The sequence below is a fragment of the Brevundimonas sp. genome, assembly GCF_047617075.1.
Classification (GTDB): domain Bacteria; phylum Pseudomonadota; class Alphaproteobacteria; order Caulobacterales; family Caulobacteraceae; genus Brevundimonas.
The window spans coordinates 176,745-203,738 of sequence record NZ_JBLGCI010000002.1 but is presented as its reverse complement, the minus strand read 5'-3'; the positions used below and the strand labels follow the sequence as shown (position 1 = coordinate 203,738).

The 26,994-nt window shown below is 68.6% G+C and carries 25 protein-coding genes; 8 read left to right on the top strand and 17 right to left on the bottom strand.

Going from position 1 to position 26,994, the window contains the following annotated elements; genetic code table 11:
- Positions 1 to 58: 58 nt before the first annotated feature.
- The gene (gene tldD, locus ACI8U3_RS02930) at positions 59 to 1,489 is read left to right on the top strand and encodes a metalloprotease TldD (RefSeq protein WP_415013370.1); all 1,431 of its coding nucleotides are present in this window, start codon (positions 59 to 61) and stop codon (positions 1,487 to 1,489) included.
- Here the strand turns inward: tldD and ACI8U3_RS02925 are convergent, their stop codons facing one another.
- Complete coding sequence (locus ACI8U3_RS02925) at positions 1,490 to 2,404, bottom strand: TraB/GumN family protein (protein ID WP_415013369.1); 915 nt, start codon at positions 2,402 to 2,404, stop codon at positions 1,490 to 1,492. It abuts the gene before it with no gap.
- A gap of 160 nt (positions 2,405 to 2,564) precedes the next feature.
- On the opposite strand from ACI8U3_RS02925, the gene ACI8U3_RS02920 reads away from it, so the two are divergent.
- Positions 2,565 to 4,619 carry a TonB-dependent receptor plug domain-containing protein gene (locus ACI8U3_RS02920; RefSeq protein ID WP_415013368.1) on the top strand — a complete coding sequence of 685 codons (2,055 nt, stop codon included), beginning with the start codon at positions 2,565 to 2,567 and terminating at the stop codon, positions 4,617 to 4,619.
- 105 nt (positions 4,620 to 4,724) lie between these two features.
- Here ACI8U3_RS02920 and ACI8U3_RS02915 read toward each other — a convergent pair whose 3' ends face one another.
- Both ACI8U3_RS02915 and ACI8U3_RS02910 read right to left on the bottom strand, forming a co-directional pair.
- A complete protein-coding gene (locus tag ACI8U3_RS02915; protein WP_415013367.1) occupies positions 4,725 to 6,581 on the bottom strand; it encodes a peptide MFS transporter in 1,857 nt (618 codons plus the stop codon).
- A 182-nt stretch (positions 6,582 to 6,763) separates the two neighbouring features.
- Entirely contained in the window at positions 6,764 to 7,741 is a 978-nt protein-coding gene (locus tag ACI8U3_RS02910) for an ABC transporter ATP-binding protein (RefSeq protein WP_415013366.1), read from the bottom strand.
- 109 nt (positions 7,742 to 7,850) lie between these two features.
- Here ACI8U3_RS02910 and ACI8U3_RS02905 point away from each other — a divergent pair, with 109 nt between their 5' ends.
- From ACI8U3_RS02905 to ACI8U3_RS02895, 3 genes are read left to right on the top strand one after another with little or no spacing between them, the layout of a single operon-like run.
- Positions 7,851 to 8,090: a zinc-finger domain-containing protein gene (locus ACI8U3_RS02905; RefSeq protein WP_415013365.1), complete on the top strand. Its 240-nt coding sequence runs from the start codon at positions 7,851 to 7,853 to the stop codon at positions 8,088 to 8,090.
- Positions 8,091 to 8,093: 3 nt separating this feature from the next.
- Complete coding sequence (locus ACI8U3_RS02900) at positions 8,094 to 8,534, top strand: VOC family protein (protein WP_415013364.1); 441 nt, start codon at positions 8,094 to 8,096, stop codon at positions 8,532 to 8,534.
- 13 nt (positions 8,535 to 8,547) lie between these two features.
- Positions 8,548 to 9,183, top strand: a complete 636-nt coding sequence (locus tag ACI8U3_RS02895; protein WP_415013363.1) for a DUF6655 family protein — start codon at positions 8,548 to 8,550, stop codon at positions 9,181 to 9,183.
- Positions 9,184 to 9,214: 31 nt separating this feature from the next.
- Here the strand turns inward: ACI8U3_RS02895 and rarD are convergent, their stop codons facing one another.
- Both rarD and ACI8U3_RS02885 read right to left on the bottom strand, forming a co-directional pair.
- Complete coding sequence (rarD, locus tag ACI8U3_RS02890; RefSeq protein WP_415013362.1) at positions 9,215 to 10,150, bottom strand: EamA family transporter RarD; 936 nt, start codon at positions 10,148 to 10,150, stop codon at positions 9,215 to 9,217.
- A 10-nt stretch (positions 10,151 to 10,160) separates the two neighbouring features.
- Entirely contained in the window at positions 10,161 to 11,210 is a 1,050-nt protein-coding gene (locus ACI8U3_RS02885) for an aspartate-semialdehyde dehydrogenase (RefSeq protein WP_415013361.1), read from the bottom strand.
- Positions 11,211 to 11,331: 121 nt separating this feature from the next.
- Here ACI8U3_RS02885 and zapE point away from each other — a divergent pair, with 121 nt between their 5' ends.
- Together zapE and ACI8U3_RS02875 are read left to right on the top strand one after the other, a co-directional pair.
- Positions 11,332 to 12,438 (top strand): cell division protein ZapE, encoded by a 1,107-nt coding sequence (gene zapE / locus ACI8U3_RS02880; protein ID WP_415013360.1) that lies wholly within the window; start codon positions 11,332 to 11,334, stop codon positions 12,436 to 12,438.
- Between the two features lie 60 nt (positions 12,439 to 12,498).
- Positions 12,499 to 12,975, top strand: coding sequence for a YbjN domain-containing protein (locus ACI8U3_RS02875; protein WP_415013359.1), 477 nt, complete (start codon positions 12,499 to 12,501; stop codon positions 12,973 to 12,975).
- Positions 12,976 to 13,027: 52 nt separating this feature from the next.
- Here ACI8U3_RS02875 and mdh read toward each other — a convergent pair whose 3' ends face one another.
- From mdh to ACI8U3_RS02815, 12 genes are all read right to left on the bottom strand, one after another.
- The gene (gene mdh / locus ACI8U3_RS02870; RefSeq protein ID WP_415013358.1) at positions 13,028 to 13,990 is read right to left on the bottom strand and encodes a malate dehydrogenase; all 963 of its coding nucleotides are present in this window, start codon (positions 13,988 to 13,990) and stop codon (positions 13,028 to 13,030) included.
- Positions 13,991 to 14,153: 163 nt separating this feature from the next.
- Positions 14,154 to 14,639, bottom strand: a complete 486-nt coding sequence (locus ACI8U3_RS02865) for an RNA pyrophosphohydrolase (protein ID WP_415013357.1) — start codon at positions 14,637 to 14,639, stop codon at positions 14,154 to 14,156.
- The gene (locus ACI8U3_RS02860; protein WP_415013356.1) at positions 14,639 to 15,844 is read right to left on the bottom strand and encodes a divergent polysaccharide deacetylase family protein; all 1,206 of its coding nucleotides are present in this window, start codon (positions 15,842 to 15,844) and stop codon (positions 14,639 to 14,641) included. Before ACI8U3_RS02860 ends, ACI8U3_RS02865 begins: the two co-directional genes overlap by 1 nt.
- A gap of 94 nt (positions 15,845 to 15,938) precedes the next feature.
- Entirely contained in the window at positions 15,939 to 17,306 is a 1,368-nt protein-coding gene (locus ACI8U3_RS02855; RefSeq protein WP_415013355.1) for a S41 family peptidase, read from the bottom strand.
- A 128-nt stretch (positions 17,307 to 17,434) separates the two neighbouring features.
- A complete protein-coding gene (locus tag ACI8U3_RS02850) occupies positions 17,435 to 18,532 on the bottom strand; it encodes a murein hydrolase activator EnvC family protein (protein WP_415013354.1) in 1,098 nt (365 codons plus the stop codon).
- Positions 18,532 to 18,996, bottom strand: coding sequence for a 23S rRNA (pseudouridine(1915)-N(3))-methyltransferase RlmH (rlmH, locus tag ACI8U3_RS02845; RefSeq protein WP_415013353.1), 465 nt, complete (start codon positions 18,994 to 18,996; stop codon positions 18,532 to 18,534). Before rlmH ends, ACI8U3_RS02850 begins: the two co-directional genes overlap by 1 nt.
- 13 nt (positions 18,997 to 19,009) lie before the next feature.
- Positions 19,010 to 19,405 carry a ribosome silencing factor gene (rsfS, locus tag ACI8U3_RS02840; protein WP_415013352.1) on the bottom strand — a complete coding sequence of 132 codons (396 nt, stop codon included), beginning with the start codon at positions 19,403 to 19,405 and terminating at the stop codon, positions 19,010 to 19,012.
- 117 nt (positions 19,406 to 19,522) lie between these two features.
- The gene (locus ACI8U3_RS02835) at positions 19,523 to 20,170 is read right to left on the bottom strand and encodes a nicotinate-nucleotide adenylyltransferase (RefSeq protein ID WP_415013351.1); all 648 of its coding nucleotides are present in this window, start codon (positions 20,168 to 20,170) and stop codon (positions 19,523 to 19,525) included.
- A 78-nt stretch (positions 20,171 to 20,248) separates the two neighbouring features.
- Positions 20,249 to 21,541 (bottom strand): glutamate-5-semialdehyde dehydrogenase, encoded by a 1,293-nt coding sequence (locus tag ACI8U3_RS02830; protein WP_415013350.1) that lies wholly within the window; start codon positions 21,539 to 21,541, stop codon positions 20,249 to 20,251.
- Between the two features lie 50 nt (positions 21,542 to 21,591).
- The gene (proB, locus tag ACI8U3_RS02825) at positions 21,592 to 22,782 is read right to left on the bottom strand and encodes a glutamate 5-kinase (RefSeq protein WP_415013349.1); all 1,191 of its coding nucleotides are present in this window, start codon (positions 22,780 to 22,782) and stop codon (positions 21,592 to 21,594) included.
- An 83-nt stretch (positions 22,783 to 22,865) separates the two neighbouring features.
- Positions 22,866 to 23,918: a GTPase ObgE gene (gene obgE / locus ACI8U3_RS02820; protein ID WP_415013348.1), complete on the bottom strand. Its 1,053-nt coding sequence runs from the start codon at positions 23,916 to 23,918 to the stop codon at positions 22,866 to 22,868.
- Positions 23,919 to 23,999: 81 nt separating this feature from the next.
- Positions 24,000 to 25,490 (bottom strand): helicase HerA-like domain-containing protein, encoded by a 1,491-nt coding sequence (locus tag ACI8U3_RS02815; RefSeq protein ID WP_415013347.1) that lies wholly within the window; start codon positions 25,488 to 25,490, stop codon positions 24,000 to 24,002.
- A 99-nt stretch (positions 25,491 to 25,589) separates the two neighbouring features.
- Here ACI8U3_RS02815 and ACI8U3_RS02810 point away from each other — a divergent pair, with 99 nt between their 5' ends.
- Positions 25,590 to 26,729, top strand: a complete 1,140-nt coding sequence (locus tag ACI8U3_RS02810) for an AI-2E family transporter (protein WP_415013346.1) — start codon at positions 25,590 to 25,592, stop codon at positions 26,727 to 26,729.
- Positions 26,730 to 26,994: the final 265 nt, after the last annotated feature.

Below are 26,994 nucleotides of genomic sequence, written 5' to 3'. Positions count from 1 at the left end.
GGTTTCATGCGGCGGACGGAGCGCCTATCTTGATCCTTCAGACCTGAAGGACCGCCGCATGACCATCGCCCCCGCCATCCCGTCCCTGCTTGACCAGTCTGGCGTCGGCGCCGAACGCGCAGGCGATATTCTGGGCGAGGCGCTGAACGGGGCCGATGACGGCGAGCTGTTCCTGGAGCGGACCGAGAGCGAAAGCCTGGTCTTCGACGACGGACGGCTGAAGGGCGCATCCTATGATGCGGGCGAAGGCTTCGGCCTCAGGGTCGTAGCGGGCGAGACCGCCGGCTACAGCCACGCCAACGAGATCAGCGAAGCCGCCCTGAAGCGCGCCGCCGACAGCGCCGCCCTGGCCAAGCGCGGCCATGCGGGCTTCACCGCCGAGGCGCCCCGCGCCACCAATCAAAAACTCTATGGCGAGGATGACCCCGTCGCCTCGCCCGCCTTCGCCGACAAGATCGCCCTGCTGCAGGAAATCGACGCCTACGCCCGCGCCGCCGATCCGCGCGTGGTGCAGGTCTCGGCCTCGCTCGCCGGCGAGCGCCGCGACATCGAGATCCTGCGCGCAGACGGCCGTCTGCTGCGCGACGTGCGGCCGCTGGTGCGCATGAACGTCTCGGTCACCGTCGAGCGGGACGGCAAGCGGGAGTCCGCCGGGGCCGGCGCAGGCGGACGCACGGGCTTTGAAACCTGGATCACGCCCGAGCGCTGGCGCGCCCAGACGGACGAGGCTCTGCGTCAGGCCCTGGTCAATCTGGACGCGGTGGACTGTCCGGCCGGCGAGATGGACGTGGTGCTCGGCCCCGGCTGGCCCGGCGTCCTGCTACACGAGGCGGTGGGCCATGGCTTCGAAGGTGATTTTCACCGCAAGGGCAGTTCGGTCTTCAACGGCATGATGGGCCAGCGCGTCGCCGCGCCCGGCGTGACCGTGGTGGATGACGGCGCCATCGCCGGACGTCGCGGATCGCTGTCAGTCGACGACGAGGGCACGCCCACGGGCCGCACCGTCCTGATCGAGGACGGGATCATGGTCGGGCTGATGCAGGACCGCCTGAGCGCCCGGCAGCTGGGCATGGCCGCCACCGGCAACGCGCGGCGCCAGTCCTACGCCCACATGCCCATGCCGCGCATGACCAATACCTTCATGGAAGGCGGCTCGGACACCCTAGAAGAGATGATCGCCTCCACGAAGCGGGGCCTCTATGCTGTGAACTTCGGCGGCGGTCAGGTGGACATCACCAACGGCAAGTTCGTGTTCCAGTGCACCGAGGCCTATCTGATCGAGGACGGCAAGGTCACCGCCCCGGTGCGCGGCGCCACCCTGATCGGTGACGGGGCGACGGTGATGCAGAACATCACCATGATCGGTAACGACTTCACCTTCGATCCCGGCGTCGGCACCTGCGGCAAGGCCGGTCAGGGCGTGCCCGTGGGCATCGGGCAACCCAGCCTGAAGATCAGCGGCCTGACCGTCGGCGGCACGGCGGTCTGATCACTCGGCCCGCCATCGGGGGCCGACGATGTCGAACCCCCGGGCCTCCAGCATGTCCAGAACGCCGCCCGGTTCCGCCAGCAGACGCAACTGGGCCACCGCCAGGGTGACCCCCGGCTCGTCCAGCGCGGCCTCGATAGCCTCGGCCCACTGGGTGCGCAGCAGCGGGGCCACGTCCGGGTCGCCGGAGGGCCAGCAAAGATTGAGCGCGTCGTCCAGCGGTTCGGCCAGCACCTCGGGCACACGCCGCGCCCGCCAGGCCTCGATCCGCCGCGCCGTACCCTCCGGTCCGGCCTCCGCCGCAGAGACGGCCGCATCCACACAGGCCAGATAGGCCTGTGGCGGCTGGCTGATCAGATTTTCCACCAGAGCGTCGCCGCGCACGACGCCCACCCGGCGCACCGGCACCTCAGCCTGACGCGCCGCCTCCTCGATGACATCGACCGCACCGCGCGTGCGGCGCCGCTGATGCCCCGCCTTGTCGGTGATCAGGTTCAGACCGAGCACGACGAGGCTTTCTCTCCTCCACCGGTCGCTGTCGCCCTCCATCACCATCTCCAGACGCTCCTGAAGCTCGGGCGGGAGATAGTCCGCCGTGGTGGTTTCGTCAGGCAGGCGCACGATGGTCCGGGACCGCCATATCAACCGGACGAGGTCCGCCGGAGACGCCCGCCCGACCTGCGGGAAAAGAACGCGATCCGCCCGCTGTGTGGCCCCCTCAAGCGCTTCAGGGCGCCAGGACAGGTCGCGCGGCACGCCGCTGATCGCGCCGACCAGGATCAGGGAGCCGTCGCCGACCGTGATCTCCCAGATGGGCGCGTCGGCGCGCCGGGCGGTGATCACGATCTCCTCAACGACCGACGCCTCGCCGGCCTGGGCCGCGGCCCTCGACGGGACGACCGAAATCGCCAGCATCAAAACAAGAAACGCCCTCATCATCACGTCGAACCCCTGCCCGGCTGATTACGCCGCCGTAATCATGTGTCGGTAATTTAATCTACATTTCAAGGATGTAACTGGCCCGCTCACGAGCGCGTCAGGCACACATCCTCCCAACAGTTCTCGGGAGGATATCATGCGTTCCACGCTTCTGGCGGCCACATCCGCCATCGCCCTGGCCGTCGCGGCCGTATCGCCGGCCCTGGCCCAGGAGGCGGAGACGGCGTCCGCTCCGGCGACGCCCCAAGCGGGCGCCGGCCGTCAGGTTCTGACCTTTACGCCGGACTTTTTCGCCGACCAGAATCCGAACTCGGCCCTGGACATGGTCAATCGCATTCCGGGCTTCAGCCTGGATGACGGCGACGGCAGCCGCGGCTTCGAGGGCGCTGTGGGCAACGTCCTGATCAACGGCTCACGCCCGGCATCCAAGAACGATACCGGCTCAGCGGTCCTGAGCCGCACGCTCGCGCCCCAGGTGGTGCGCATCGAACTGATCCGGGGCGGCGCGCCAGGCATCGACATGCAGGGCTACCCGGTGGTGGTGAACGTCATCACCTCCCGCGAAAGCAGCCGCGAACACATCCTGACCGCCAACGCGACCCTGTTCGACGGCGGTCAGGATGTGTTCGGCGGCAGCTATCAGTTCACGGCGCGCGAAGGAGAACGAACCTGGGGCGTGACCCTCTCTGACGGCATCGGCATGAGCGATTCCAACGGGATCGGCCCATCCGTGAGCCGGACGCCCGACGGGACGGTGCTGAGGGCCGAGGACTTCTACAACGACGGCTATGGCGGCGGCACATCCATCCGGGGCAACTACGGAACGCCGCTGCTGGGCGGCAAGATCGACCTGACCGCCCGCTACGGGGTCAATGACTGGCATCAGGTGACCCTGCTCACCGCAGCCGGATCCCGCCGCGAAAGCCGCTATGACGATGACGGCTCATCGGGCGAGTTCGGGGTGGTCTACACCCGTCCCCTAGGCGAGAACCTGAACGTCGAAAGCCGCTTCATCCATGAGTTCTCCGACTTCGACAGCGTCTCGACCTACAACGCCGACACAGGCGCCGGCCCCGCGCCCGAGCAGAGGTTCGAATCCCTGGGCGACGCCTCCGAGACCATTCTGCGCAGCCTGGTTCGCTGGGAGCGCAGCGAGACCCTGACCTTCGAGGGCGGCGGCGAGGTCGCCTTCAACCGGCTGGACGTGAACCAGGCCTATTCGGAGGGCGGCGTCGCCGTTCCCCTGCCGTCGGCCTCGGTCACCGTTGAGGAAACCCGCGGCGAGCTGTTCGGCAAGGCGACCTGGACCATCAATCAGGATCTGTCGCTGGAAAGCGGACTGCGTCTGGAAGCCTCGACCATCAGCCAGTCGGGCGATGCGGAACAGGAGAAGTCCTTCTACTTCGCCAAGCCGCGCCTGCTGCTGACCTGGACGCCCATGGAGAACAACCAGCTGCGCGTCCGGTTCGAGCGCGAGGTGGGCCAGCTGGACTTCGGCGACTTCGCCGCCAGCGCCGAGCTCAGCGACCAGAACGTGCTGGGCGGCAATGTGGATCTGGAGCCGGAGGAGCGCTGGATCGGCGAGATCACCTATGAGCGCCGCTTCTGGGGCGACGGCATTGTCAGCATCGGTTACCGCCACGACGAGATCGCCAACGTCATCGACCGCATCCCGCTGGACGGCGGCCTGTCGGCGGTGGGCAACATCGGCGACGCCACCCTGGACCAGCTGTCGGTCAATCTCACCATCCCCACGGACCGACTGGGGATTTCCGGCGGCCAGTTCGGTTTCCGCAACGACTGGAACGCGACCGAGGTCACCGACCCCACCACGGGCGAAACCCGTCCCATCTCGGGCGTGCGCGCCCGCCAGGCGGTGGTGTCCTTCGAGCAGGACATCCCCACGTGGAAGCTGAACTGGAGCGTGGCGTGGATTCCGCGCCTGGGTCAGTCCACCTATGACCCGGACCAGACATCCAGCTGGCGCGGCGAGGACTATTTCGAACTGGCCGCCGAGTACAAGCCGACCGCGACCCTGTCGATCCGGGCCCAGCTGAACATCTGGGACGACTTCCTGGTGGAGCGCACGGTCTATGCCGACCGCGCCCCGCCCCGGCCCATCGACTTCGTGGAGACCCGCGACATCGACCCGCGCACCTTCGTGTCGATCCGGCTGAGGAAGACGTTCTAGGCCGCACGAAGCTCTGGCGGGCGCGTTTCGTCCCTGCCGCCCGCCAGAGAAAAGGCCCCCGTGGAGCGATCCACGGGGGCCTGATCATTTCAGAGATGGCGGCGATCAGTGAACGCCGGCCATGCCCTTCTTCAGGATGGGCGAGATCAGCAGCAGGAACACGCCCACGCCGACGCCGACCCAGCCGATGGTGCCGAAGATGGAACCATAGGTGCTGAGCGCCTCGGCCCGGTTCGTGACCACGCCAGCGACCGTATCGGTCGCCGTGGCCTGGGCGATGATGCCGGCCACGATGTGCGCCACCGAACTGGACAGGAACCACACGCCCATCATCAACCCTACGACCCGATCAACCGAGAGCTTGGTGATCATGGACAGGCCCACGGGCGACAGACAGAGCTCGCCGAGGGTGTGGAGCAGATAGGTCAGGAAAAGGAACAGCAGGGGCACGCGGAAGTCCGCGTTGGCGGCGTTGCTGGCCGCCCACATCAGCACCAGGAAGCCCAGACCGACGAACATCAGGCCGAACGAGAACTTCACCGGCGTCGATGGCTCGCGGTTGCGCTTGCCCAGCCAGACCCAGAGAGCGGCCACTAGCGGTCCAGCCAGGACGATGATGCCCGGGTTGAACATCTGGGTGTAGCCGGCGTTGAACCAAGACGGCATCTGGGTGGACTGGTCCGCGAACAGGCTGAGCGAGGAACCGGCCTGTTCGAACAGCGCCCAGAACAGCACCGAGAAGAAGATCAGCACCTCGGCCACCAGCATGCGGGTCCGCTCGGCGCCCTTCAGCTTGAAGACCGTGTAGCCGACCACCAGCAGGAAGGTGACCGCCGCCACCGGGATCAGGATGGCTTCGACCAGTTCATGGCGCTGCATGAGCAGCCAGGTGGGGAACACGGCGATCAGGCCGGCGACCCAGAAGAACGGCGCCAGCGGCACGCCCAGAATCCGCCGTCCCTCGATCGGAACCGGCGGCTCTCCACGGCCTTCCAGCCAGCTTTGGCCCAGAAGGAAGGTGATCAGGCCAAACAGCATGCCGATGCCTGCGAGCCCGAAGCCATAGGCCCAGCCGTAGGTGAACCCGAGATAGGAACAGGCGCCGGTCGCCAGAAGCGAACCAAGGTTGATGCCCACGTAGAAGATGGTGAAGCCGCCGTCCCGCCGGGGATCGTTCTCTTCGTAAAGGGCGCCCACGACCGTGGAGATGTTGGCCTTCAGGAAGCCGACGCCGACGATGATGAACGACAGGGCCAGGAACAGGATCGGCTCGGCGCGCAGATCGCGCACGGTGCGGATGCTGTACTCGCCTTCAGGGACATTGGCCGGGAATCCAGCGGCTGCAGGCGTGGCGACCGCGGCTGCGCCGTCAGCCGTCGCGATGTCCGCGGCGGGATCGGCGGCGCCCACGGGCTCCTGGCCTGTGACGTCCTCGGCGACCGCGCCGCCAACAGTGTCAGACGCAATGGCGGCGGCCGGTTCGGCGCCGACGGTGGAGACGCCCTCTGCCGAGATGACGATAGGCACCCGTTCATCCCCGTTGACGGCGAAGATGCTGCGGTCCTGGCCGCGCCCCTCGACCTCCAGTGCGTATTCCGTCTCGCCGATCGTCAGATAGTCACGCGCGCCCGATCCTTCGAACGCCATGGTGAAGTGGCCGGCCACCAGCAGAACGGCCCCGATGATGACGGCCTTGCGCGACCCCAGATACTTGTCGGCGATCATGCCGCCGATCACAGGCATCAGATAAACCAGCGCGGCGTAAGCCGCGTAGATGCCCTGGGCGTCGGCCGGGCCGAACAGGAAGTGCTGGGTCAGATAGAAGACCAGCAGCGTCCGCATGCCGTAGTAGGAAAAGCGCTCCCACATTTCCGTGAAGAACAGGATCACCAGCCCCCGCGGGTGTCCCAGAAACGTCTTGCGGGGCGCTGAAAGAGCGCCTCCCCCATCCGTCGTGCTCAACGGCCTTACTCCCTAAGCAGCGCCCGAACCGGCGCATCCGGGCGCATAAGCAGCACGGTCGCGTTTCCGTCACAAGAGGCTGTGCGGAATCGGGACAGGGTGATCGCTGATCGGTCAGAGCCTGATCGGCGGAGGCGACCTCGTTTCGCGATTCCGCCAAGCCGTGAATCAGGCTCTCCAGCCTAGTCCCGAGTGGGGTCCGGCTGGTCGGCGTCGCCGTAGGTCAGGGCCAGGAAGACGTCCTCCAGATCAGGATCTTCGGTGGCGATGTCGCGGATAGCCACGCCCGCCTTGCGCACCGCCGCCAGCACCTGTTCGACGCTGGATTCCCCGGTGCGGTAGGTGACGGCGAAGGCGCCGTTGGGCCGCGCCTTGACCTCGAAACCCTTGAGCGCCGGCGCGGCGGCGGAGGGATCGACCGGCGTCACCACCACGTTTCGCGTGTCCAGCCGGGTCAGCAGCTGGTCGGTGGGCTCGCACGCCACCACCCGCCCGCGATTGACAATGGCGATGGTGTCACAGAGCTCCTGCGCCTCCTCCAGATAGTGGGTGGTCAAAAGGATGGTCACGCCCTCGGCGTTGATCTTGCGCACATATTCCCAGAGCTGGCGGCGCAGCTCCACGTCCACCCCGGCGGTGGGTTCGTCCAGAATCAGGATCGGCGGATTGTGCACCAGGGCCTTGGCCACCATCAGTCGCCGCTTCATACCGCCTGACAATGCCCGCACATAGGCGTTGGCCTTGTCCGAAAGCCCCAGCGCGGCCAGCAGTTCGTCCGAGCGCCGTTCGTTGGCCGGCACGCCGTAAAATCCGGCCTGGACCTCCAGCGCCTCACGGGGGGTGAAGAACACGTCCGCCACGATCTCCTGCGGCACCACGCCCAGGGCGGCGCGGGCGTCTCGAGGACGCTCGTCGATGTCCCGGCCCCAGATGGCGACGGTCCCGCCCGACTTCTTCACCACCCCCGCCAGAATGTTGATCAGGGTCGACTTGCCCGCCCCGTTCGGGCCCAGCAGGCCGAACATGGCGCCGCGCGGCACCACCAGATCGACCCCGTGCAGCGCCGTCTTGGGGGGCGACTTGCGGTTTCCGGCGTAGGTCTTCTCAAGCCCCCGGACCTCGATGGCGTTGTCGGGCAGGGCGGCGTCAGGCTGGGTCATGAAAACTTCGGTTCGGTCTGGCGTGAAGCAGGTCGTTAAAATTGACGGCCTAGGGTGCGGGTCGTAGGTATGCCGCCTTCCTCCCAACGCCAAGGTCATGAGCCCGATTATGCCGCCGCGCCACCCCGACATCCCCGTTCCGCCGCCCGAACAGATCGTGGTGAGCACCAAGCGCGTGGCCTGTGACGGCGGCGGCGGGGCGCTGGGCCACCCGCTGGTCTATATGGACATGGGCGACGAGGACTTCGTGGAGTGCGGCTACTGCGACCGCCGCTTTACGCTGGGCGCGCATCCGGTTCCGGAGAACGAGTATCTGGACCCCGCACCGCGCCACGACGAGGCGCACTGAACCATGCGCTATCTGCACACCATGGTCCGGGTGAAGGATCTGGACGCCTCCCTGCGCTTCTACTGCGACCTGCTGGGTCTGGAGGAAGTGCGGCGCATGGACAACGAGAAGGGTCGGTTCACGCTCGTCTTCCTGTCCGCGCCGAAGGACAAGGCCCGCTCGGCCGCCGAACGCTCGCCCGAGCTGGAGCTGACCGTCAACTGGGATCCCGAGGACTATACAGGCGGCCGCAATTTCGGCCATCTGGCCTACAAGGTCGACGACATCTATGCGGCCTGTCAGCGTCTGATGGACGGCGGCGTGGTCATCAATCGCCCGCCCCGGGACGGCCACATGGCCTTCGTACGGTCGCCGGACGGCATCTCCATCGAGCTGCTGCAGGAAGGCGAGCCGCTGGCGCCCGCCGAGCCCTGGGCCTCCATGTCCAACACCGGAAGCTGGTGATAGTCTCTTCCCGATGACGCGAACGGTCCTCCCCAACCGCACAGCGCCGATCCTCGCGCTCGCCTTTGGGGCGGCGCTGACGGCCGCCTGCGCCTCGACCACCGAGACCAATCCCTCGCGCACCGCGACGGAGCAGTTGCTGGTGGCCCGGGCGGCGGACCGGGCGGTGCAGGGGCTGACCCTGCCGGTGGAGGACGGCTCGGTCGTCTTTGTGGACGAAACCTATTTCCGCGCGGAGGCGGCGCCCTACGCCATCAGCGCCATTCGCGGCGCCCTCTCGGAAGCCGGATATCCGCTGGCCCGCAGCCGGGACCAGGCCGACGTGGTGTTCGAAATCCGGGCCGGCGCCCTGTCGCTGGAACAGATGCGCCGTTTGCTGGGCATCCCCGCGGTCAGTGTCCCCCTGTCCGATTACCGCGTGGTCTCGGTGCCCGAACTGTCCATCTACAGCCGCCGGGACCGCTCTGGCGTGGCGGAATTCTCGGGCTTCGTGTACCGGGCCGAGGACGGCGCTCCCATCGCCGCCGTCGCCCCCATGATCGGCGAGTACACCATCCGCAGCCACCGCCTGCTGATGATGATGACCTGGGGCCAGCAATACGCCGAGCCCGGCGAGGAAGACCCGGGCGAAAGCTGGTGGGAATTCTGACCGCAGGCCGCCGGGCAGGCAGCGACCGACTCTAGACGGGCCCCGCCGTTCGCCTGACAGCGAGCCTTGCCGCCCGGGCCCGGTGCATGGCCGCGGCCAGGAACACCGCGGCGCCGCCCCAGATGAAGGCGAAGCTGACCAGTCGGGTCAGGTTGAACGGCTCACCTTGCGACACCCCGATAATGAAGCTCAGGGTCGGGGCGATAAACTGGATGAAGCCGATGGTGGACAGGGGCATGCGCCGCGCGGCCCACGAGAACAGCACAAGCGGCGCCACCGTCATGGGTCCGGCCAGGAACAGCCAGAAGGCGGCCGACGGACTGTCGGTGAAATGCCCCAGCCCCTGATGGTTCAGCCAGATCAGCCACGCCAGGCCGAACGGCGCCATGATCAGGCACTCCACCAGAAGCCCCGTCTGGGCGTCCGCCTGCACCCGTTTGCGGATCACGCCGTAAGCCGCGAACGATACGGCCAGCGCCAGCGACACATAGGGCAGGCCGCCGATGGCCACCCCCTGAAGCACCACGCCCATGGCCGCCAGCGCGATGGCCACATAGCCCAGCCGGCTGATCCGCTCACGGAACAGCCAGGCCCCCAGCGCCATGTTGAACAGGGGGTTGAGGTAATACCCCAGGCTGGTTTCCAGCGTCCGCCCGCTGTTCACGGCCCAGACGAAAATGAACCAGTTGACCGCGATCAGGGCGGTGGAGGCGGTCAGCCACATCAGGGTGCGCGGATTGCGCAGCACCCGCCGCACCTGATCGGACTGCCCGGCCAGCCACACCAAAGCGGCGGCGAGCAGCACGCCCCACACGGCCCGGTGGCCCATGATCTCGCCCGCGTCCGCGCCGATGCGGCCCATGGGCTGGTACACCAGGGGCGAGAGGCCCCACAGCACATAGCAGGCGACCCCGGCGATCAGGGCCGCGCGGGCGGAGTCGTCCCCGCCCGCCGGTTGGCCGGTCATGGCGTAATCCTTATCCCACCGTCAGGGTGCGGTAGCCGCTTGCGGTCTTCAGCATGCCCTGCTCGTCCAGCAGCTGGGCGATCTGCACGGCGTTCAGGGCCGCGCCCTTGCGCAGATTGTCCGACACCACCCAAAGGCTCAGGCCGTGCTCCACCGTCGTGTCCTTGCGGATGCGCGAGACGAACACCGCGTGCTCGCCGGCGGCGTCCACCGGGGTGATATAGCCGTCGTCCTCGTGCTTATCGATCACCATGATCCCGGGCGCGTCGCGCAGGATGGCCCGGGCCTCCTCCACCTCGATGGGGCGCTCGAATTCCAGCGTCACGGCCTCGGAGTGGCCCACGAACACCGGCACCCGCACGCAGGTGACGGTCAGCTTGATGTCGGGGTCCAGCATCTTGTGGGTCTCGTCCCACATCTTGGCTTCCTCGTCGGTGTAACCGTCGTCGCGGAACTCGCCGATGAAGGGCAGGACGTTGAAGGCGATCTGCTTGGGAAACTTCTTCGGCGTGGCGTCACCCAGGCCGTAGATGGCCTTGGTCTGGTTCCACAGCTCGTCCATGCCTTCCTTGCCCGCGCCGGACACGGACTGATAGGTCGACACCACCGCGCGCTTGATCTTGGCCGCGTCATGCAGAGGCTTCAGCGCCACCACCAGCTGGGCGGTGGAGCAGTTGGGGTTGGCGACGATGTTCTTCTTCGTGGCCAGCTTGATGTGGTCCGGGTTCACCTCGGGCACCACCAGCGGCACGTCCGGGTCCTTGCGGAAGGCCGAGGAGTTGTCGATCACGATGGGACCGGCCTTGCCGATCTTCTCGGACCATTCCCGCGACACCGCGCCGCCGGCCGACATCAGCACCAGATCCACCTTCGAGAAGTCGAACTGCTCGATGTCCTGGCAGCGGATGGTCTTGTCGCCGAACGAGACCTCGATGCCCTTGGACTTGCGCGACGCCAGGGCGTGCATCTCATCCACCGGGAAGTTCAGCTCTTCCAGGATGGCCAGCATTTCCCGGCCCACATTGCCGGTGGCGCCAACGATGGCGACGCGATAGCCCATGATGTCAGTCCTGTTCGAAGGGGAAGTTTGCGCGCGGACGCGCATGCCCATTGCATTTAGTCCTTCGCACCCGCGAAGCAATCGCTTTGCAGCCCCGTTTGGAGCCTTTAAGCGCATTTCCATGCCTTCACTGACCCGCGCCGCCTATGACCGCCGCCTTGAATCCGGCGCGCTGACCGCCGACCCCGCCCAGGAAACCGCCATCGCCGCCCTGGGCCGGCTGGAGCGCGATCTGGCAAAGGGCGGAGGCCTGTTCCGCAAGCCGCCGCAGGTGAAGGGGCTGTACCTCTGGGGTCCGCCGGGCCGGGGCAAGTCCATGCTGATGGACCTGTTCTACGCCGAGGCGCCGGAACCCAGAAAGACCCGCGCCCACTTCCACGCCTTCATGGCCCGGGTCCACGATCTGATCCGCCAGTGGCGCGAGGGCGACGCGGCCCAGCGCAAGGCCGTGTTCGGTCAGTCCAAAGGCGACGATCCCATCGCCCCCACCGCCGAACTGATCGCCTCGGAGGCGCGCCTGCTGTGCTTTGATGAGCTGCAGGTCACCGACATCGCCGACGCCATGATCCTGGGTCGGCTGTTCGAAGCCCTGTTCGAGCATCGGGTGGTGCTGGCGATCACGTCCAACCGCGCCCCGGAGGACCTGTACGCCAACGGCATCAACCGCCCGCTGTTCGAGCCCTTCATCGACATCATCAAGGACCGCTGCGAAGTGGTGCAGATGTCCGGCGGGCGCGACTGGCGCCTGGCCCGTATGGCCAATTCCCGGCTGTGGTATTCGGGCCTGGACATGGGCCGCGCCCAGGCCTTCGAGCACCTGTGGGAGGACCTCAGGGGCGACGAGCCGGAAGAGCCCGCCCACCTGGCGGTCACGGGCCGTGACGTGGTGATTGAGCGCACGGTCGGCGGTATGGCCCGGGCGACCTTCGCCGAGCTGTGCGCGCGGCCGCTGGGCGCCTCCGACTATCTGGCCATGGCTGAGCGGTTTCACACCCTGTTCCTCGAGGGCGTGCCGGTGCTGGGCCCCGACAGCCAGCAGGAGGCCCGCCGCCTGGTCACCCTGATCGACGCCCTTTACGAAGCCCGCACCCGGCTGGTTGTCCTTGCCGAGGCGGCCCCGGAAGCCCTCTATCCCAAGGGCGTCGGCGCCTTCGAATTCGAACGCACAGTCTCCCGCCTGAACCAGATGTCCGCCGCCGACTGGCTCGATCAGGCTGACGCCGCCTGACGCCCCCTTTTCCATGATGCGGCGCCGGGGCTAGAGTGCCGCCAGCATCGGGAGGGTTTCATGCGCAAATTCCATCTGGCCGCCGCCGTGGCGGCCCTGTCCCTGTCCGCCGGCGCCGCCTCGGCCCAGGTGACGCCACAGGCCGTGTCCGACTGGCTGGCCGGCCGGGCGCTTTCGCCGGAGCTGGTCACCGAAGGCGAGGATCCCTTCATCCGCGTCCAGGACGAGGGCCTGACCTGGCTGCTGTTCTTCTATGGGTGCGAAACCGAAGGCTGTGACAGCCTGCAGTTCGGCGCCGGCTTCACCAATGAGGAAATCACCGCCGACACGGTGAACAGCTGGAACCGCGACCGCCGCTTCCTGAAGGCCTATTTCGAGCCGGGCGACGAGGGCTCGGCCATCGTCCAGTACGATGTGATCCCCATCGGGGGCGCGCCCCTGGACCACCTGTCCGACCATGTGGACCTGTGGCGCGGAACCCTGGCGGACTTCGCCGTCCACGTGGGCTATTTCGACCCGCCGCCCGAGGCGGAATAGAAAAAGGGCGGAGCCGAGGCTCCGCCCTCTCGCTTCGGCAGGCCGCCGTCTATCAGGCCAGCGACCCGTCGATGTCCTGGCAGGCCTTGATGAGGCCCTTCACCGAGTCCACCGACTTCTTGAACATGGCTTTCTCGTCGTCGTTGGTGTCGAACTGGATGATCTTCTCCACCCCGTTCGCGCCGATCAGGGCGGGCACGCCCACATACATGTCGGACACGCCGTATTCCCCCGACAGCCAGGCGGCGATCGGCAGGACGCGCTTCTGGTCCTTAAGATAGGACCGGGCCATGGCGATGGCGCTTTCCGCCGGGGCGTAGAAGGCCGAGCCGGTCTTCAGCAGGGCCACGATCTCGCCGCCGCCCTTGCGGGTGCGATCCACGATGCCGTCCAGATCCGCCTGGGTCATGAAGCCCTGCTTGACCGCGTCCGGCAGCGGCAGGCCGCCGATGGTGGAGTGGCGCACCATGGGCACCATGTCGTCGCCGTGGCCGCCCAGGGTCCAGGCGTTGATGTCCTTGATGGACACGCCGGTCTTCTCGGCCAGGAAGTACGCGAAGCGCGCCGAATCCAGCACGCCGGCCATGCCGACCACCTTCTCCTTGGGCAGACCCGAGAACTTCTGCAGGGCCCACACCATGGCGTCCAGCGGGTTGGTGATGCAGATGACGAAGGCGTTCGGCGCGTGGGCCTTGATGCCCTCGCCCACAGCCTTCATGACCTTCAGATTGATGCCGATCAGGTCGTCGCGGCTCATGCCCGGCTTGCGCGGCACGCCGGCGGTGACGATGCACACGTCCGCGCCGGCGATGTCGGCGTAGTCATTGGCGCCCTTCAGCGTCACGTCCGAGCCGAACACGGCGGTGGCTTCCACGATGTCCAGCGCCTTGCCCTGCGGCGTGCCCTCGGCGATGTCGAACAGGACCACGTCGCCCAGCTCCTCGCGGGCGGCGATGTGAGCCAGGGTGCCGCCGATCATTCCGGCGCCGATAAGGGCGATCTTGGCGCGAGCCATGGGCAAGTCTCCATATTGAGTGGCCTATCGCGCGGTCGCGCTGCTTGAGGCCGTTGGGTGTCTGGCCGGGTCCGTGCGGTTGTAAGGCCGCCGGAACCGTCGAGGCAGGGGGAGGTTGAAACCGTGGCGGCGGTCTAGACCTGCGCCGGGCGCACCGCAAGGGTCAGGCGGCGAAGCGGGCGAAGGCGGCGACCACCTGTTCATAGGCCGGGCGCTTGAACGGCACGATCAGGTCGCAGACTTCGTCCAGCCGGCCCCAGCGCCAGGTCTCGAACTCAATGGGCGGATGGGCGGTCAGGTCGATTTCAGCCTCTTCCCCCGTGAAGCGCAGGGCGAACCACTTCTGCTTCTGGCCTTTCCAGCCGCGCGCGATCTTTGCGCCGGAGGCTTCGGGCGGAAAGTCGTAGGTGATCCAGTCGTCTGTAGCGGCCAGCAGGTCGGCGGAGCGGACGCCCGTCTCTTCCAGCAGCTCGCGGCGGGCGGCGGCTTCCCAGTCACCGCGCTCGACCTCGTCGGGATCGACGCCGCCCTGGGGAAACTGCCAGCAATACGGCTCGGGCGTGTTGGCGCGCCGGCCCAGCCAGACGCGGCCGTCCGGGTGGAACAGCACCACGCCGACGTTGGGCCGGTACAGGGACAGGTCGGTCACTAGCGGCCCGGCCGCCGGGTCATGGCCGAGGCGGGCGCCAGCTGCAGGCCCCGGTCCGACAGGCCGTCGGCCCAGCGGGCGGCCGCCTCCACCGTCACCGGATAGGAGAAGCCGGTCCCCAGGGCGTCGCCGTTCTCGCGGGCGGCGGCCTCCAGGGCGTTCAGCTGGGCCACGATAGCGGCGGGGCTCTGCACCTCGTCGATGATGCGGTCGGCGCTGGCGCGGCTGTACGCTCCGGGACGGCGACGGGCGGAGCCGTCGTCCACGAAGGCCAGACCCCGGCTGCGCATCACGCCCAGGAAGGCGGCCATGCCGCCGTCCGAGGCCACGAAGCGATCGCCCAGATAGTTGGTGACGCCGAAATAGCCCGTGGCGCGGCCAAGCAGCCACTCCAGCCTTTGCCGGATGTCGTCGGGCCCCGCGTTGGACAGCAGGGTGTAGGGTCCGGGGTCGTTGTCGGGATAACCCTGGGGCTCCATGGGAATCTCGATCAGCACCTCGTGGCCGTGGGCGCGGGCCAGGTCGATCCAGCCTTGCAGGCCTTCGGCGTAGGGTACGAAGCTGAGGGTGACCTCGGCGGGCAGACGCTCGATGGCGGCCCGGGTGGTGACGGCGTTCAGGCCCAGACCACCGACGATCAGGGCCACCCGGGGCTGGCCATTGGGGCGGAACGGGCGAGCGTAGGCCTGGGCCGGGGTGCGGCCGTCAGCGTTGATGACGGGCAGCGGTCCATTGGGGCCGGGCTGGCTGAGCCCCGCGATGGGCGCGGCGGGCAGAGGGTCGGCGGGCGGCCGGCGAGGGGCGGTGATCGCCGCGCCCCCGGCGGCGGTGGCCCCGTCCGGCAGGGTGATGAGCGCCTCTCCCTGAATGGGCGCGCCCTCGTCATCCAGTTCGAAACCGGGCGCGGTCAGGTCCTGATAGAGGCCCAGGGTGTCGAGGGTGAAGGCTTCCATCCCCGTGGGGGGCTCGGCGGCGGCGGTTTCCGGGCGGTCGATCGACGCACGGGCCGACGGCGTGCCGGCCGTGGGGTCGCCCAGAACCGCTATGAACAGCGCCGCGGCCCCCAGCATGAGGAAGAGAGCCCCGCTCACCGCCACCACGGGGCGTCGCATGAAGGCCAGCACCGCAGCCACGCTCAGGCCGGGGCGACGGCGCGGAGCCGTTCCAGCGGTGGCGGCCAGGGCGGACTGACGTTTGGCGAACATGAGGATGAGCTTGGAGACTCGCGTGCCGGGCTTGGGCCCTCATGTTCGCAGGACGCCGGTTAAGAAAGCCTAACGGGCGTTCACCATGTGGCGATCAGTCCTCGCTCTCGGCCTCAGCCACGCGGATGGTCTCCTCCGGTTCCGGCAGGGTGACGACCACCGTCTCCGGCGCCGCGGCAAGACGGGTCAGGTCCCCGCCCGCGCGCAGGACGTCCAGGGCGCGCTGCAGCTGGTAATCCTCGTCCTCGGGGTGATCCTCACCCGGCGCTTCGCGCGGGGTGTGTGCCCCGCGCCGCTCGGCGCCGATGGAGGAGTCCAGGGCGTTGGAATAGGCCGCCTCGCTGTAGATGAAGGAGGAGCGGGACACGATGCGCGCCTCGGCGGCCGAGCGGGCCACCTCCAGATCCGGCTCGATGCCGATCTTCTGGATGGATTGGCCCGATGGGGTGTAATAGCGCGCCGTGGTGATGGACAGGGCGCCGTCGCGGCCCTCGCGCAGAGGCAGGACGGTCTGGACCGAGCCCTTGCCGAAGCTGGTGAGGCCCACCAGCGTCGCCCGCTCGTGATCCTGCAGGGCGCCCGCCACGATCTCGGAGGCCGAGGCGGAGCCGTAGTTGATCAGCACCGCGATGGGCAGGCCGTCGGCCAGATCCCCGGCCTGGGCCGCATAGCGCTCGATCTGTTCGGGGGTGCGGCCGCGCTGGCTGACGATCTCGCCGCGCTCCAGGAAGGCGTCCGACACCGCGATGGCGGCGGTCAGCAGGCCCCCGCCGTTGTTGCGCAGGTCCAGCACATAGCCCTGGATGTCCGGGTTCTCGGCCTTGAGGTTCGCCATGACCTCGTTCAGTTCACGGCCGGTGTTTTCGTTGAAGGTGGCCACGCGGATATAGCCGAACTCGCCTTCCATGCGGCCGGTGACCGAATCCACGCGGATGACCTCGCGGGTCAGCACCACGTCGCGCGGCTCCTCGCCGTCGCGCATGAAGGTGACGGTGACGTCGGTGCCGGCCGCACCGCGCAGGCGTTCGGACACCTGGCTGACCGTCAGGCCCGCCGCGCTCTGGCCCTCGATGGCCGAGATGACGTCGCCGGGATTGACGCCCGCGCGGGCGGCGGGGCCGCCGTCCATGGGGGAGATGACCTTCACCAGACCGTTCTCGGAGGTGATCTCGAGACCAACGCCGGAATAGGAGCCCTCGGTGCGCTCGCGCAGATCGTCGAAGTCCTCAGGCGCCATGTAGCTGGAGTGCGGGTCCAACGCCGTCATCATGCCGCGCAGGGCCGCCTGGATCAGGTCGGTGTTGTCCACCTCGACCACATAGGCCCGCTCCACGATGGCCAGGACGTCGCCGAACAACTCCAGCATGCGGAAGGTCTCGCCGCGAGGAGTCTGGCTGGCCACGGCCATGGCGCTGCCGCCCAGTGCAATGGAGGCGGCGCCGATCAGAAGCAGTTTGCGCATTCGGTCTCTCGATATCGGGAAGGATCGCAGGGTCATATCAGTCACCCTTACAGCGACGAAATCATGGCGTGGCGCCGTTCGTCCATAAAATCAGGCGCAAGGGCCCGCGTCGAGCCGTCTCGCCCTGATCATTCCAGCCACGGCGACGGGTCCACCGGGCGATTGTCCCGGCGCAGCTCGAAATAGACCTCGGCCTCGGCGCCCTCGGGCAGGCGGCCCAGCACCTCGCCGTCCTCGATCCGGTCGCCCGTGCCCACGGCCGGCTGTCCCAGCCCGGCGATGACGGCGCGCCAGCCGGGCGACAGGTCCAGAATCACCACCTCGCCCCAGCCGTCCAGCGGCCCGGCGTGCTCGACCACCGCGCTCATGGGCGCCCGGACCTCCGCTCCGCCGTCGGCGCGCCAGGTCCAGCCTCGCGAGGCGCGGCTGTAGCGGGCGCTGGGCTGGCCCTGCACGGGCGCGGTCAGGCGATCTCGCCCGCCCGGCGCCGCGGCGGTGGCGGAGCGGGCGGCGCCCGGCTCCAGCGGCGCCGGCGTTCCGCCCAGCGCCTCGATGCGCGCCTCCAGCGCTCGCGCCGCCCGTTCGGCCCGCTCGGCGTCGGCGCGCAGGATGACGGCCAGCTCGCGGCGGCGGCTTCGCAGGGTCTCGATCTCGGCCCGTCGGTCCATCTGGGCGCTTTCGGCGGTGAACAGGGCCTCGCTGGCCAGGGCGGCGCGGCGGCGGGTGCGCTGGATCTCGGCCTGCTGCTCCAGCAGGGCGTCGGCGCGTTCGCGCAAGTCGGGGGCCATGGCCTGCATCAGGATGGCGGCGCGCACCGTGTCCACGGCCCGGTCGGCGGGAATCAGCAGCGGCGGGGGCGGTTCGCGGCTCATCATCTGCAGGGAGGACAGCAGCCTGCCCTGACGCGCCCGCTCGCCGCTGAGCCGCGCCAGCAGGGCGGCCTCGCGCTCCCCCAGTTCGGCCAGCCGGGCGCGCTGGGCGTTGATGGCGGTGGTGTCGCCTTCGTCCACCTGGGCCAGGCGGCGCAGGTCCTGATCCAGCCGGGCCACCTCCTCGGCCGCATCCTCGGCGTCGGCGCGCAGGCGGCGGGCGCGCAGCTGCTCCTCGCGGTGCTCCACGCGCAGGCGGGACAGTTCCTCGGCGGGCGCGTCGGCGCGCTGGCCGGCGGCGGGCGGCGCGACCGTCAGGACGGCCAGAAACAGGACAAGGGCGCGGAAGGGCGACATCAGTCGCGATGATAGGGTGATCCGGCCATGATGGTCACGGCTCTGTACACCTGCTCGGCCAGCATCGCCCGCGCCAGGGCGTGGGGCCAGGTCTGGGGCCCGAAGGCCAGGGTGGAGCGCGCCGCGTCCAGCACAGAGCGGTCCAGCCCGTCGGCCCCGCCGATGGCGAACACCAGCCGCCGCTCGCCCTGATCCCTCAGGGCCGCGATGTGGTCGGAGAAGGCGCGCGATCCGTATGTGCGCCCCCGCTCGTCGCAGGCGATCAGGTGGGCGCCGTCAGCGGCGGCGAGGATCAGCTCAGCCTCCGGCGCCTTGCCGGGCTTTTTCGGATCCAGGTCGATCAGCTCGACGGGGCCAAGGCCCAGGGCGCGGCCGGCCGCAGTGGCCCGGCGCACATAGTCGTCCGCCAGCTGGGCCTCCGGGCCGCGGCCCGCTTTTCCTATGGCGATGAGGCCGATGCGCACCGGAGGCGGTGCGTCAGGCCGACTGGGTGCGGTGGCCCGAGTCCACCGACCAGATCTTCTCGATGTTGTAGAAGGTGCGCACTTCGGGGCGGAACAGGTGGACGATCACGTCGCCCGCATCGATCAGCACCCAGTCGCAGTGGGGCAGGCCCTCTACCTTGGCCTTGCCCAGGCCATGCTCCTTGAGCAGGCGCAGCAGGTGGTCGGCCAGGGCGCCCACGTGACGCTGGGACCGGCCCGAGGCCACGATCATGGTGTCGGCCATGGGGCTCTTGCCCTTCAGGTCGATCAGGACGACTTCCTGGGCTTTGTCGTCATCCAGGCGCGCGAGAATGGCCGCTTCCAGGGCGGCGGCGTCGATTTCGGGCGTCTGGGGATCTTCGGCGCGGATGGGCGCGATCGGCTCCATTTCACGCGCGGTGTTCGAAACGGCCGGGGCTTGCGTCTTGGACGCGGGCGAGGGGGACAGCGAAGTGCTCCACATTGACTGACTTGAACCGAACCCTAGCACAGATGCGCGCCATGGTCACCCAGCCGCCCGGATTGCTGTGGAGGAGGCCCGGTTCAGCGGCGCGGTCAGATAGGTCCAGGCCGGGGCGGGGGCGTCCGGCAGCAGTCGGGCCTGCTCCTGGGGCATGCGGAAGGCGGCGTAGCGACGGGCTGCGGGAGCGGTGCGGCTTTGCAGCTGGGAGCCCGGGCGGGCGATAACCGCCATGGGCATGGCGGCGGCGATGTCGGTCCAGCCGCGCCAGCGGTGGAAGGTGGCCAGATTGTCCGAGCCCATCAGCCAGACGAACTTCACGCCCGGATGGCGCGCCGTGATGGCGCGCAGGGTGTCCACAGTCCAGCGGCAGCCCACGCGGCTCTCGAAGTCCGACACCACCATGGCCGGGCCCCGCGCGAATTCCCGCGCCGAGGCCATGCGCCGGGAAAGCGGGGCGGTCTGGCTGGCGTCCTTTAGGGGGTTCTGGGGCGAAACCAGCCAGATGACCCGGTCCAGACCCAGCCGCTGCATGGCCGTCTCGGCCACATGGGCGTGGCCCTCGTGTGCGGGATTGAACGAGCCGCCCAGCAGCCCAACCCTCAGACCGGGCTCAAGCCGCAGGCCGTCGCGCAGCAGCCCCGGTCGGGGGCCGGCGGAACGGGGCGCGGGGCCGGCGTGAAAAAAGGCCAAGACGGGGGCTCGGAAAGGCGCAGGAGCGACTTATGCTCACCCGCGCCCTAACACGGTCGTCCGATATTGTCGCGCGGATTACGGACGAATCTGGCCCTTGCCGCGGATGACGTATTTGAAGCTGGTCAGCTGCTCGGCGCCGACCGGGCCGCGCGCGTGCAGGCGGTCGGTGGAGATGCCGATCTCGCCGCCGAAGCCGAACTCGCCGCCGTCGGCGAACTGGGTCGAGGCGTTGGCCAGCACGATGCCCGCGTCCACCTGGGCCAGAAAGCGCTCGACGGCCTTGTCGTCCGAGGCGACGATGCATTCGGTATGGCCCGAGCCATAGGCGTCCACATGCGCGATGGCCTCGTCGATGCCGTCCACCACCTTCACGGCGATGACGGCCTTGAGATATTCGGTGGCCCAATCCGCATCCGTGGCCGGCTTGGCGGCGGGGACCAGAGCCTGCGTGGCGGCGTCGCCGCGCAGCTCACAGCCCTTGTCGGCCAGATCGGCGGCGATCTTCGGCAACAGGTCGTCGGCCACGCTGCGGTCGATGACCAGGGTCTCGGCGGCGCCGCAGACGGAGACGCGGCGCATCTTGGCGTTCACCGCCACGGCGCGGGCGGTGTCCGGATCGGCGCTTTCGTGGACATAGACATGGTTGACGCCCTCCAGATGGCCGAGAACGGCCACGCGGGCGTCGCTCTTGACCCGCTCGACCAGAGACCGGCCGCCGCGCGGGATCAGCAGGTCGATGGAGCCGTCCAGCCCGGAAAGGATGTGGCCCACCGCCGCGCGGTCTCGGGTGGTGACCATCTGCACCGCGTCGGTCGGCAGACCGGCGGCGCTGAGGCCCTCCATCAGGGCGCCGTGGATGGCGAGGTTGGAGCGCAGGCACTCGGAGCCGCCGCGCAGGATCACCGCATTGCCCGCGCGCACGGCCAGGGCGGCGGCGTCTGCGGTCACATTGGGGCGGCTCTCATAGATGATGGCCAGCACGCCGATGGGGGTGCGGACCCGGGCGATGTCCAGTCCGTTCTCGGGCGTCCAGCGGGCGGTTTCGGCGCCCACGGGGTCGGGAATGGCGGCGATGGAGTCCAGCGCTTTCGCAACGCCCTCCAGCCGGTCGGCGTCCAGACCGAGGCGGTCCAGCATGGCGGGGTCCATGCCTTTTTCCCGGGCGGCGTCCTGATCGGCGGCGTTGGCCTTCAGCACGTCGGCGGCGCGGGCGCGCAGGGCCTTGGCCATGCCGCTGATGGCCTTGGTGCGGGCCTCGGGCGAGGCCAGCGCCAGTTGGCGGGCGGCGGCGCGGGCGCGGCGGCCCATGGCCAGCATGTCCTGTTCCAGATCGGCGGCGTCGACGGGCGGCGGGGCGGTCTTGGTCATAACAGTCATGCCTTTAACATCGTCACAAACCCTGAAATTTCAAGGCCCCGTCAGCGTTTAGGCTTCTTGGGGCGGACGTTGTGCGGACCGCGCGTCTCCACCACTGTGTCCCTCAGCGACAGGTCGTCGGCATGGATCACCACCGGCCCGCCCGCATATCCCAGCGCCTCCTTCAGGGCGCCGGAGCGCAGGCCCTTGATGGCTTGCAGGTCCTTGACGTCGTAGCGCACCAGGCCGCTGGCCAGGTCGGCGCCGTTCTCGTCCAGCAGCACCACGGTGTCGCCCTTGCCGAAGGCGCCCCGGACCTCCTTCACGCCCACCGCCAGCAGCGATTTGCCCGAAATCAGAGCGCGCCGGCATCCCGCGTCCACCACCAGCTCGCCGCGCGTGGCCAGCGAGCCGCCGATCCATTGCTTGTAGGCGTCCTTCACCGTGGTCGAGGCGGCGATGACCGTGCAACGCCGCCCCTGTTCCAGATGCTGGGCGCCGCGGGTCTTGGCCCGGCCCGCCGCGATCAGGGTGACGCAGCCCGCCTCCGAGGCGATGCGGGCGGCCATGACCTTGGTGGCCATGCCGCCGGTGCCCACGCCCGCTTCCGCATTGGCGCCGGTGGCCATGGCCTCGATCTCGGGCGTCAGGGTCTCGATGTAGGGAATGTGCTGCGCCTCGGGATCCACACGCGGGTCGGCGGTGTAGATTCCGTCCACGTCCGACAGCAGGATCAGCAGGTCGGCGCTGATCATCTGGGCCACGCGGGCGGCCAGGCGGTCATTGTCGCCATAGCGAATCTGCTCGGTGACGATGGTGTCGTTCTCGTTGATGATCGGCACCGCGCCCATGCTGAGCAAGGCGCCGACTGTGGCCCGCGCGTTCAGCCAGCGGCGGCGCGTCTCGGTGTCGTCGCGGGTCAGCAGGATCTGGGCGGTGATCACGTCATGGGGATCGAAGGCCTGCTCCCATCCGTGCATCAGCAGCGACTGACCGGCGGCGGCCGAGGCCTGCTTCTTCTCCAGACCCGGCCCGCGCGCCTTCGGGCCAAGGCGTCGGCGACCCAGGGCCACGGCGCCGGAGGAAACGATCAGCACCTCCTTGCCCTGTTTCCGCCAGGCCGAAATATCCTCCGCGAGGCTCTTCAGGCGCACATGGTCCACCTGGTTGGTCTTGCGGTCCACCAGCAGGGATGAGCCGATCTTGACCACGATGCGCTGGGATTCCGAGATCACCCTCGCGGCACGGGTCATCCGGCGAGGCTTGTCAGGGTGATCGGCGGTCGCGGCGTCTGTCTGGGCGTCGTCTTTCATGGCAATGGATATGGGGCGGTCCCTCACGGCGTCCAGCCGCCCTGCGTCTCCTCGGTTGATTCTTCCTCGGTGGGGATCTCGCCCCGGTTCTTTCGCACCTCGGCCCAGGCGGCGCGAAGCAGCTCGGGCACGCCCTCGCCCGACACGCCCGACACCAGCATGGGGCGTCGGCCCGCCACGGCTTCGAGCTCGGCGGCCTTCTCCTCGCGCAGTTCCGGCGTGAGAGCGTCGATCTTGTTCAGGGCGAGGATCTCGGTCTTGTCGCCCAGACCCTCGCCGTAGGCCTCCAGCTCTGTGCGGATGGTGCGCCAGGCGCCGACCACATCGTCCTGGGTGCCGTCGATCAGATGGATCAGGCTTGCGGTGCGCTCCACATGGCCGAGAAAGCGCGTGCCCAGCCCGGCGCCCTCGCTGGCGCCCTCGATCAGGCCGGGAATGTCGGCGATGACGAAACGCTCGGTGGGGCTCAGGTCCACCACGCCCAGATTGGGGGTCAGGGTGGTGAAGGGATAGTCCGCGATCTTGGGCCGGGCCGCCGAGGCCGCCGCCAGGAAAGTGGACTTGCCCGCATTGGGCAGGCCCGCCAGACCCACATCGGCGATCAGCTTCAGCCGCAGCCAGATCCACTTCTCCTGGCCTTCCTGACCCGGATTGGCGTGGCGCGGGGCCTGATTGACCGGGCCCTTGAAGTGAACGTTGCCCCAGCCGCCGTTGCCGCCGCTGAGCAGCTTCACCAGCTTGCCGGGCTCGTCCATGTCCAGCAGGACCGTTTCCTTATCCTCGTCCAGCACCTGGGTGCCCACGGGCACCTTCAGCACCACGTCCTCGCCCTTGGCGCCGTGCATCTGGCGGCCCTGGCCGTGGTGGCCGGTCTGGGCCTTGAAATGCTGCTGATAGCGATAGTCGATCAGGGTGTTCAGGCCTTCCACCGCCTCGATCCAGACGTGGCCGCCCCGGCCGCCGTCGCCGCCGTCCGGCCCGCCGTTGGGAATGTATTTCTCGCGCCGGAACGAGACGGAGCCCGCCCCGCCGTTGCCGGAACGGATATAGATCTTGGCCTGGTCGAGAAACTTCATGACAGGCTTATGCCGCAATGCGGCATGAAGCGGTAGGGCGCCGCCCATAAACGACTGATGGTGCGGCTTCCGGACCGTGCCCTAGCGCCGACGCAGCCCGCCCAGCACGCCGCGCAGGAGTTCGCGGGTGATGGTGGTTCCGGCGGTGCGCAGGACGGATTTGGTCAGGGCCTCCATGGGCGTCTGACGGTTCGAGCGGCGCGGGGCGGCGGGCTTGCGGATGGTGGTGCGGGATGGCGTCCTCGCGGGCGGCGGCGCATCCGCCTTTTCGGCCGCCTTTTCCTCGGCGGCTTCGGCCTCGGCGCGGGCCGAGAGAATCTCGTGGGCGGATTCGCGATCCACGGTCTGGTCATAGACGCCGCGAACGGGGCTTTGCGCCATGACCTGGGCGCGCTCCGCGTCGGTGGCGGGGCCCAGGCGGCTGGCGGGCGGGCGGATCAGGGTGCGGGCCACAACCGTCGGCGCGCCCTTTTCGTCCAGCACCGAGACCAGGGCCTCGCCTACCCCCAGAGACTGGATGGCCTCGGCGGTGTCGAAGGCGGGATTGGCGCGGAACGAGCCGGAGGCGGCCTTCAGCCCCTTCTGTTCGGCCGGGGTGTAGGCGCGCAGGGCGTGCTGGATGCGATTGCCCAGCTGGCCCAGCACGCTGTCGGGAATGTCGGCCGGGTTCTGGGTGACGAAATAGACGCCCACGCCCTTGGAGCGGATCAGGCGCACCACCTGCTCCACCTTCTCCACCAAAGCCCGGGGGGTGTCGTCGAACAAAAGGTGGGCCTCGTCGAAGAAGAACACCAGGCGCGGCTTGTCCGGGTCGCCCACCTCGGGCAGCTGCTCGAACAGCTCGGACAGCAGCCAGAGCAGGAAGGCGGCGTAAAGGCGCGGACTGGACATCAGCTTGTCCGCCGCCAGCACATTGACCTGACCGCGCCCGTCCAAACCGGTGCGGATCATGTCCTCAAGCCGCAGGGCCGGTTCGCCGAAGAAGGCGCCGGCGCCCTGACGCTCCAACGCCAGCAGCGACCGCTGGATGGCGGCGATGGAGGCGGGCGCCACATGGCCGTAGGTCTTGCCGATGTCAGACGCGTTCTCGGCCACATGGGTCAGAAGGGCGCGCAGATCGTCCAGATCCAGCAGCAGCAGCCCCTCCTTGTCCGCCACATGGAAGACGACGGACAGCACGTCGGTCTGGACGTCGGAGAGCTCCAGCATGCGGGCCAGCAGCAGGGGCCCCACCTCGCTGACCGTGGCGCGCACCGGGTGGCCCTTCTCGCCGAACAGGTCCCAGAAGACCGTCGGGGCGGCGGCGGACTGCAGGTCCAGGCCGATGGTCCGGGCGCGGGCCAGAAGTTTGTCGTTGGGGGTTCCGGCGACGCATATGCCCGACAGGTCGCCCTTCACATCGGCGCAGAAGACCGGGACGCCCGCGTCTGAGAAGCCCTGGGCCATGATCTGCAGGGTCACGGTCTTGCCCGTGCCGGTGGCGCCGGCGACGACCCCGTGGCGGTTGGCCCGGTCCAGCCGGAGAAACTGCGCCTCTTCGGCCTTGCCCAGGAACAGGTCGGTGTCGGCCATGAAGCGGTCTCCTGCGTATCGATGGCCGATTGTTAGCGCACCGGGGCGGCGGCGCCACCGGTGATTGACGCGCAACGCGCGGGCGCGGACAAGGGAGACATGAAAGCGCCCATCACCCTGACCGGCTCGTCCGTATCCCGAAACGCCCTGGTCATTCTGGCCGTGGTGGCGGCGGGGGCGGCCATCTACTGGCTCAGCGACATCCTGACGCCGCTGGCCATGGCGTTCTTCCTTTTGATCATGATCGACGGGGTGCGTCGCGCCATCGAGCGGCGGACGGGGCTGGGAACGGGCCTGTCCATGACCGCGGCGGTGACCCTGGTGCTGCTGGGTTTCATCGCCTCCATCTGGATCATCGTGGACGGGGCGGCCAGCTTCATCGCCCAGGCCACGGGCGTGGTGGAGCGGCTGGACGCCATCATCGCCGACATGGCCGGGCTGGTGGGTATCGAGGTGGCGCCCACGGCCCGGGAGCTGATCGGCGAGATCGATCTGCGCGGCCTGCTGGCCGACGTGGCCATGGATATCCAGAACATCGCCACCGGCGCCTTCTTCGTCCTGATCTATCTGGGCTTCCTGATCGCGTCCCAGGTGGGGTTCAAAAAGAAGATCGTGAACATGTTCCCCCGCCGCCACGATCGGCAGGAGGCCATGGAGGTGTTCGAGCGCGTGCGGGGCGGCGTCGAGGGCTATCTGTGGGTCCAGACCGTCACCGGGGCCATGATCTGCGCGGTGGCCTATGTGCTGATGCGCGCGGTGGGGCTGGAGAACGCGGGCTTCTGGACCTTCGTCATCTTCATCGTGGGCTATATTCCCATTCTGGGCGGCGCCATCGCGGGGCTGGCGCCCCCGCTGTTCGCCCTGGTGCAGTTCGAGACCTACTGGCAGGCGGTGGTGCTGCTGGCGGGGCTGCAGGCGCTGCTGTTCATCATGGGCAATGTGATCCAGCCGCGCATGCAGGGCGACAACCAGAACATCGATCCCGTGGTGGTGCTTTTGTCGCTGGCCTTCTGGGGCCAGATATGGGGCGTGGTGGGCATGTTCCTGTCCACGCCGCTGGCGGTGGCGGCCATGGCCATTCTGGCGGAGTTCAAGGGCTCGCGCTGGATCGCGATCCTGCTGTCCGGCGACGGGGAGCCCTACGCCGAGGATCACCGGGAGCATGACGAAAAGCCGGCGAAGACCTCGCTTCTGGACAGACTGCGGCGGAAAGACGCGGGCGGCGACACCGCCACTTGATCGCCGCTTTCGACCCCCCATCTGGGCATCAGCAGCCCGGCCTTCCCCTCCCCCTCCCGATGGCCGGGTCAGCGGGTCGATCCTCTCCCCCTCCCCGGATCGGCCTTAAAGACCGCCGGACGCCTCGCGTCCGGCGGTTCTCAATTCAGCCATCATTGAAATATCAGAACTTTTTCTGCATCCCGCCGCAGCGGGCGGCGTTATTGATGCTTGGGAGGGGCGCCCATGGCATCGGCTGTCGCCCTGAAAAGCGAAGGCCGGTCCC

Coding starts and splice junctions, on each gene's coding strand:
- tldD (WP_415013370.1), top strand. CDS start 59: ATGACCATCGCCCCCGCCATCCCGTCCCTGCTTGACCAGTCTGGCGTC.
- ACI8U3_RS02925 (WP_415013369.1), bottom strand. CDS start 2,404: ATGCTGGCGATTTCGGTCGTCCCGTCGAGGGCCGCGGCCCAGGCCGGC.
- ACI8U3_RS02920 (WP_415013368.1), top strand. CDS start 2,565: ATGCGTTCCACGCTTCTGGCGGCCACATCCGCCATCGCCCTGGCCGTC.
- ACI8U3_RS02910 (WP_415013366.1), bottom strand. CDS start 7,741: ATGACCCAGCCTGACGCCGCCCTGCCCGACAACGCCATCGAGGTCCGG.
- ACI8U3_RS02905 (WP_415013365.1), top strand. CDS start 7,851: ATGCCGCCGCGCCACCCCGACATCCCCGTTCCGCCGCCCGAACAGATC.
- ACI8U3_RS02900 (WP_415013364.1), top strand. CDS start 8,094: ATGCGCTATCTGCACACCATGGTCCGGGTGAAGGATCTGGACGCCTCC.
- ACI8U3_RS02895 (WP_415013363.1), top strand. CDS start 8,548: ATGACGCGAACGGTCCTCCCCAACCGCACAGCGCCGATCCTCGCGCTC.
- rarD (WP_415013362.1), bottom strand. CDS start 10,150: ATGACCGGCCAACCGGCGGGCGGGGACGACTCCGCCCGCGCGGCCCTG.
- ACI8U3_RS02885 (WP_415013361.1), bottom strand. CDS start 11,210: ATGGGCTATCGCGTCGCCATCGTTGGCGCCACCGGCAATGTGGGCCGG.
- zapE (WP_415013360.1), top strand. CDS start 11,332: ATGCCTTCACTGACCCGCGCCGCCTATGACCGCCGCCTTGAATCCGGC.
- ACI8U3_RS02875 (WP_415013359.1), top strand. CDS start 12,499: ATGCGCAAATTCCATCTGGCCGCCGCCGTGGCGGCCCTGTCCCTGTCC.
- mdh (WP_415013358.1), bottom strand. CDS start 13,990: ATGGCTCGCGCCAAGATCGCCCTTATCGGCGCCGGAATGATCGGCGGC.
- ACI8U3_RS02860 (WP_415013356.1), bottom strand. CDS start 15,844: ATGTTCGCCAAACGTCAGTCCGCCCTGGCCGCCACCGCTGGAACGGCT.
- ACI8U3_RS02855 (WP_415013355.1), bottom strand. CDS start 17,306: ATGCGCAAACTGCTTCTGATCGGCGCCGCCTCCATTGCACTGGGCGGC.
- ACI8U3_RS02850 (WP_415013354.1), bottom strand. CDS start 18,532: ATGTCGCCCTTCCGCGCCCTTGTCCTGTTTCTGGCCGTCCTGACGGTC.
- rsfS (WP_415013352.1), bottom strand. CDS start 19,405: ATGGAGCCGATCGCGCCCATCCGCGCCGAAGATCCCCAGACGCCCGAA.
- ACI8U3_RS02830 (WP_415013350.1), bottom strand. CDS start 21,541: ATGACCAAGACCGCCCCGCCGCCCGTCGACGCCGCCGATCTGGAACAG.
- proB (WP_415013349.1), bottom strand. CDS start 22,782: ATGACCCGTGCCGCGAGGGTGATCTCGGAATCCCAGCGCATCGTGGTC.
- obgE (WP_415013348.1), bottom strand. CDS start 23,918: ATGAAGTTTCTCGACCAGGCCAAGATCTATATCCGTTCCGGCAACGGC.
- ACI8U3_RS02815 (WP_415013347.1), bottom strand. CDS start 25,490: ATGGCCGACACCGACCTGTTCCTGGGCAAGGCCGAAGAGGCGCAGTTT.
- ACI8U3_RS02810 (WP_415013346.1), top strand. CDS start 25,590: ATGAAAGCGCCCATCACCCTGACCGGCTCGTCCGTATCCCGAAACGCC.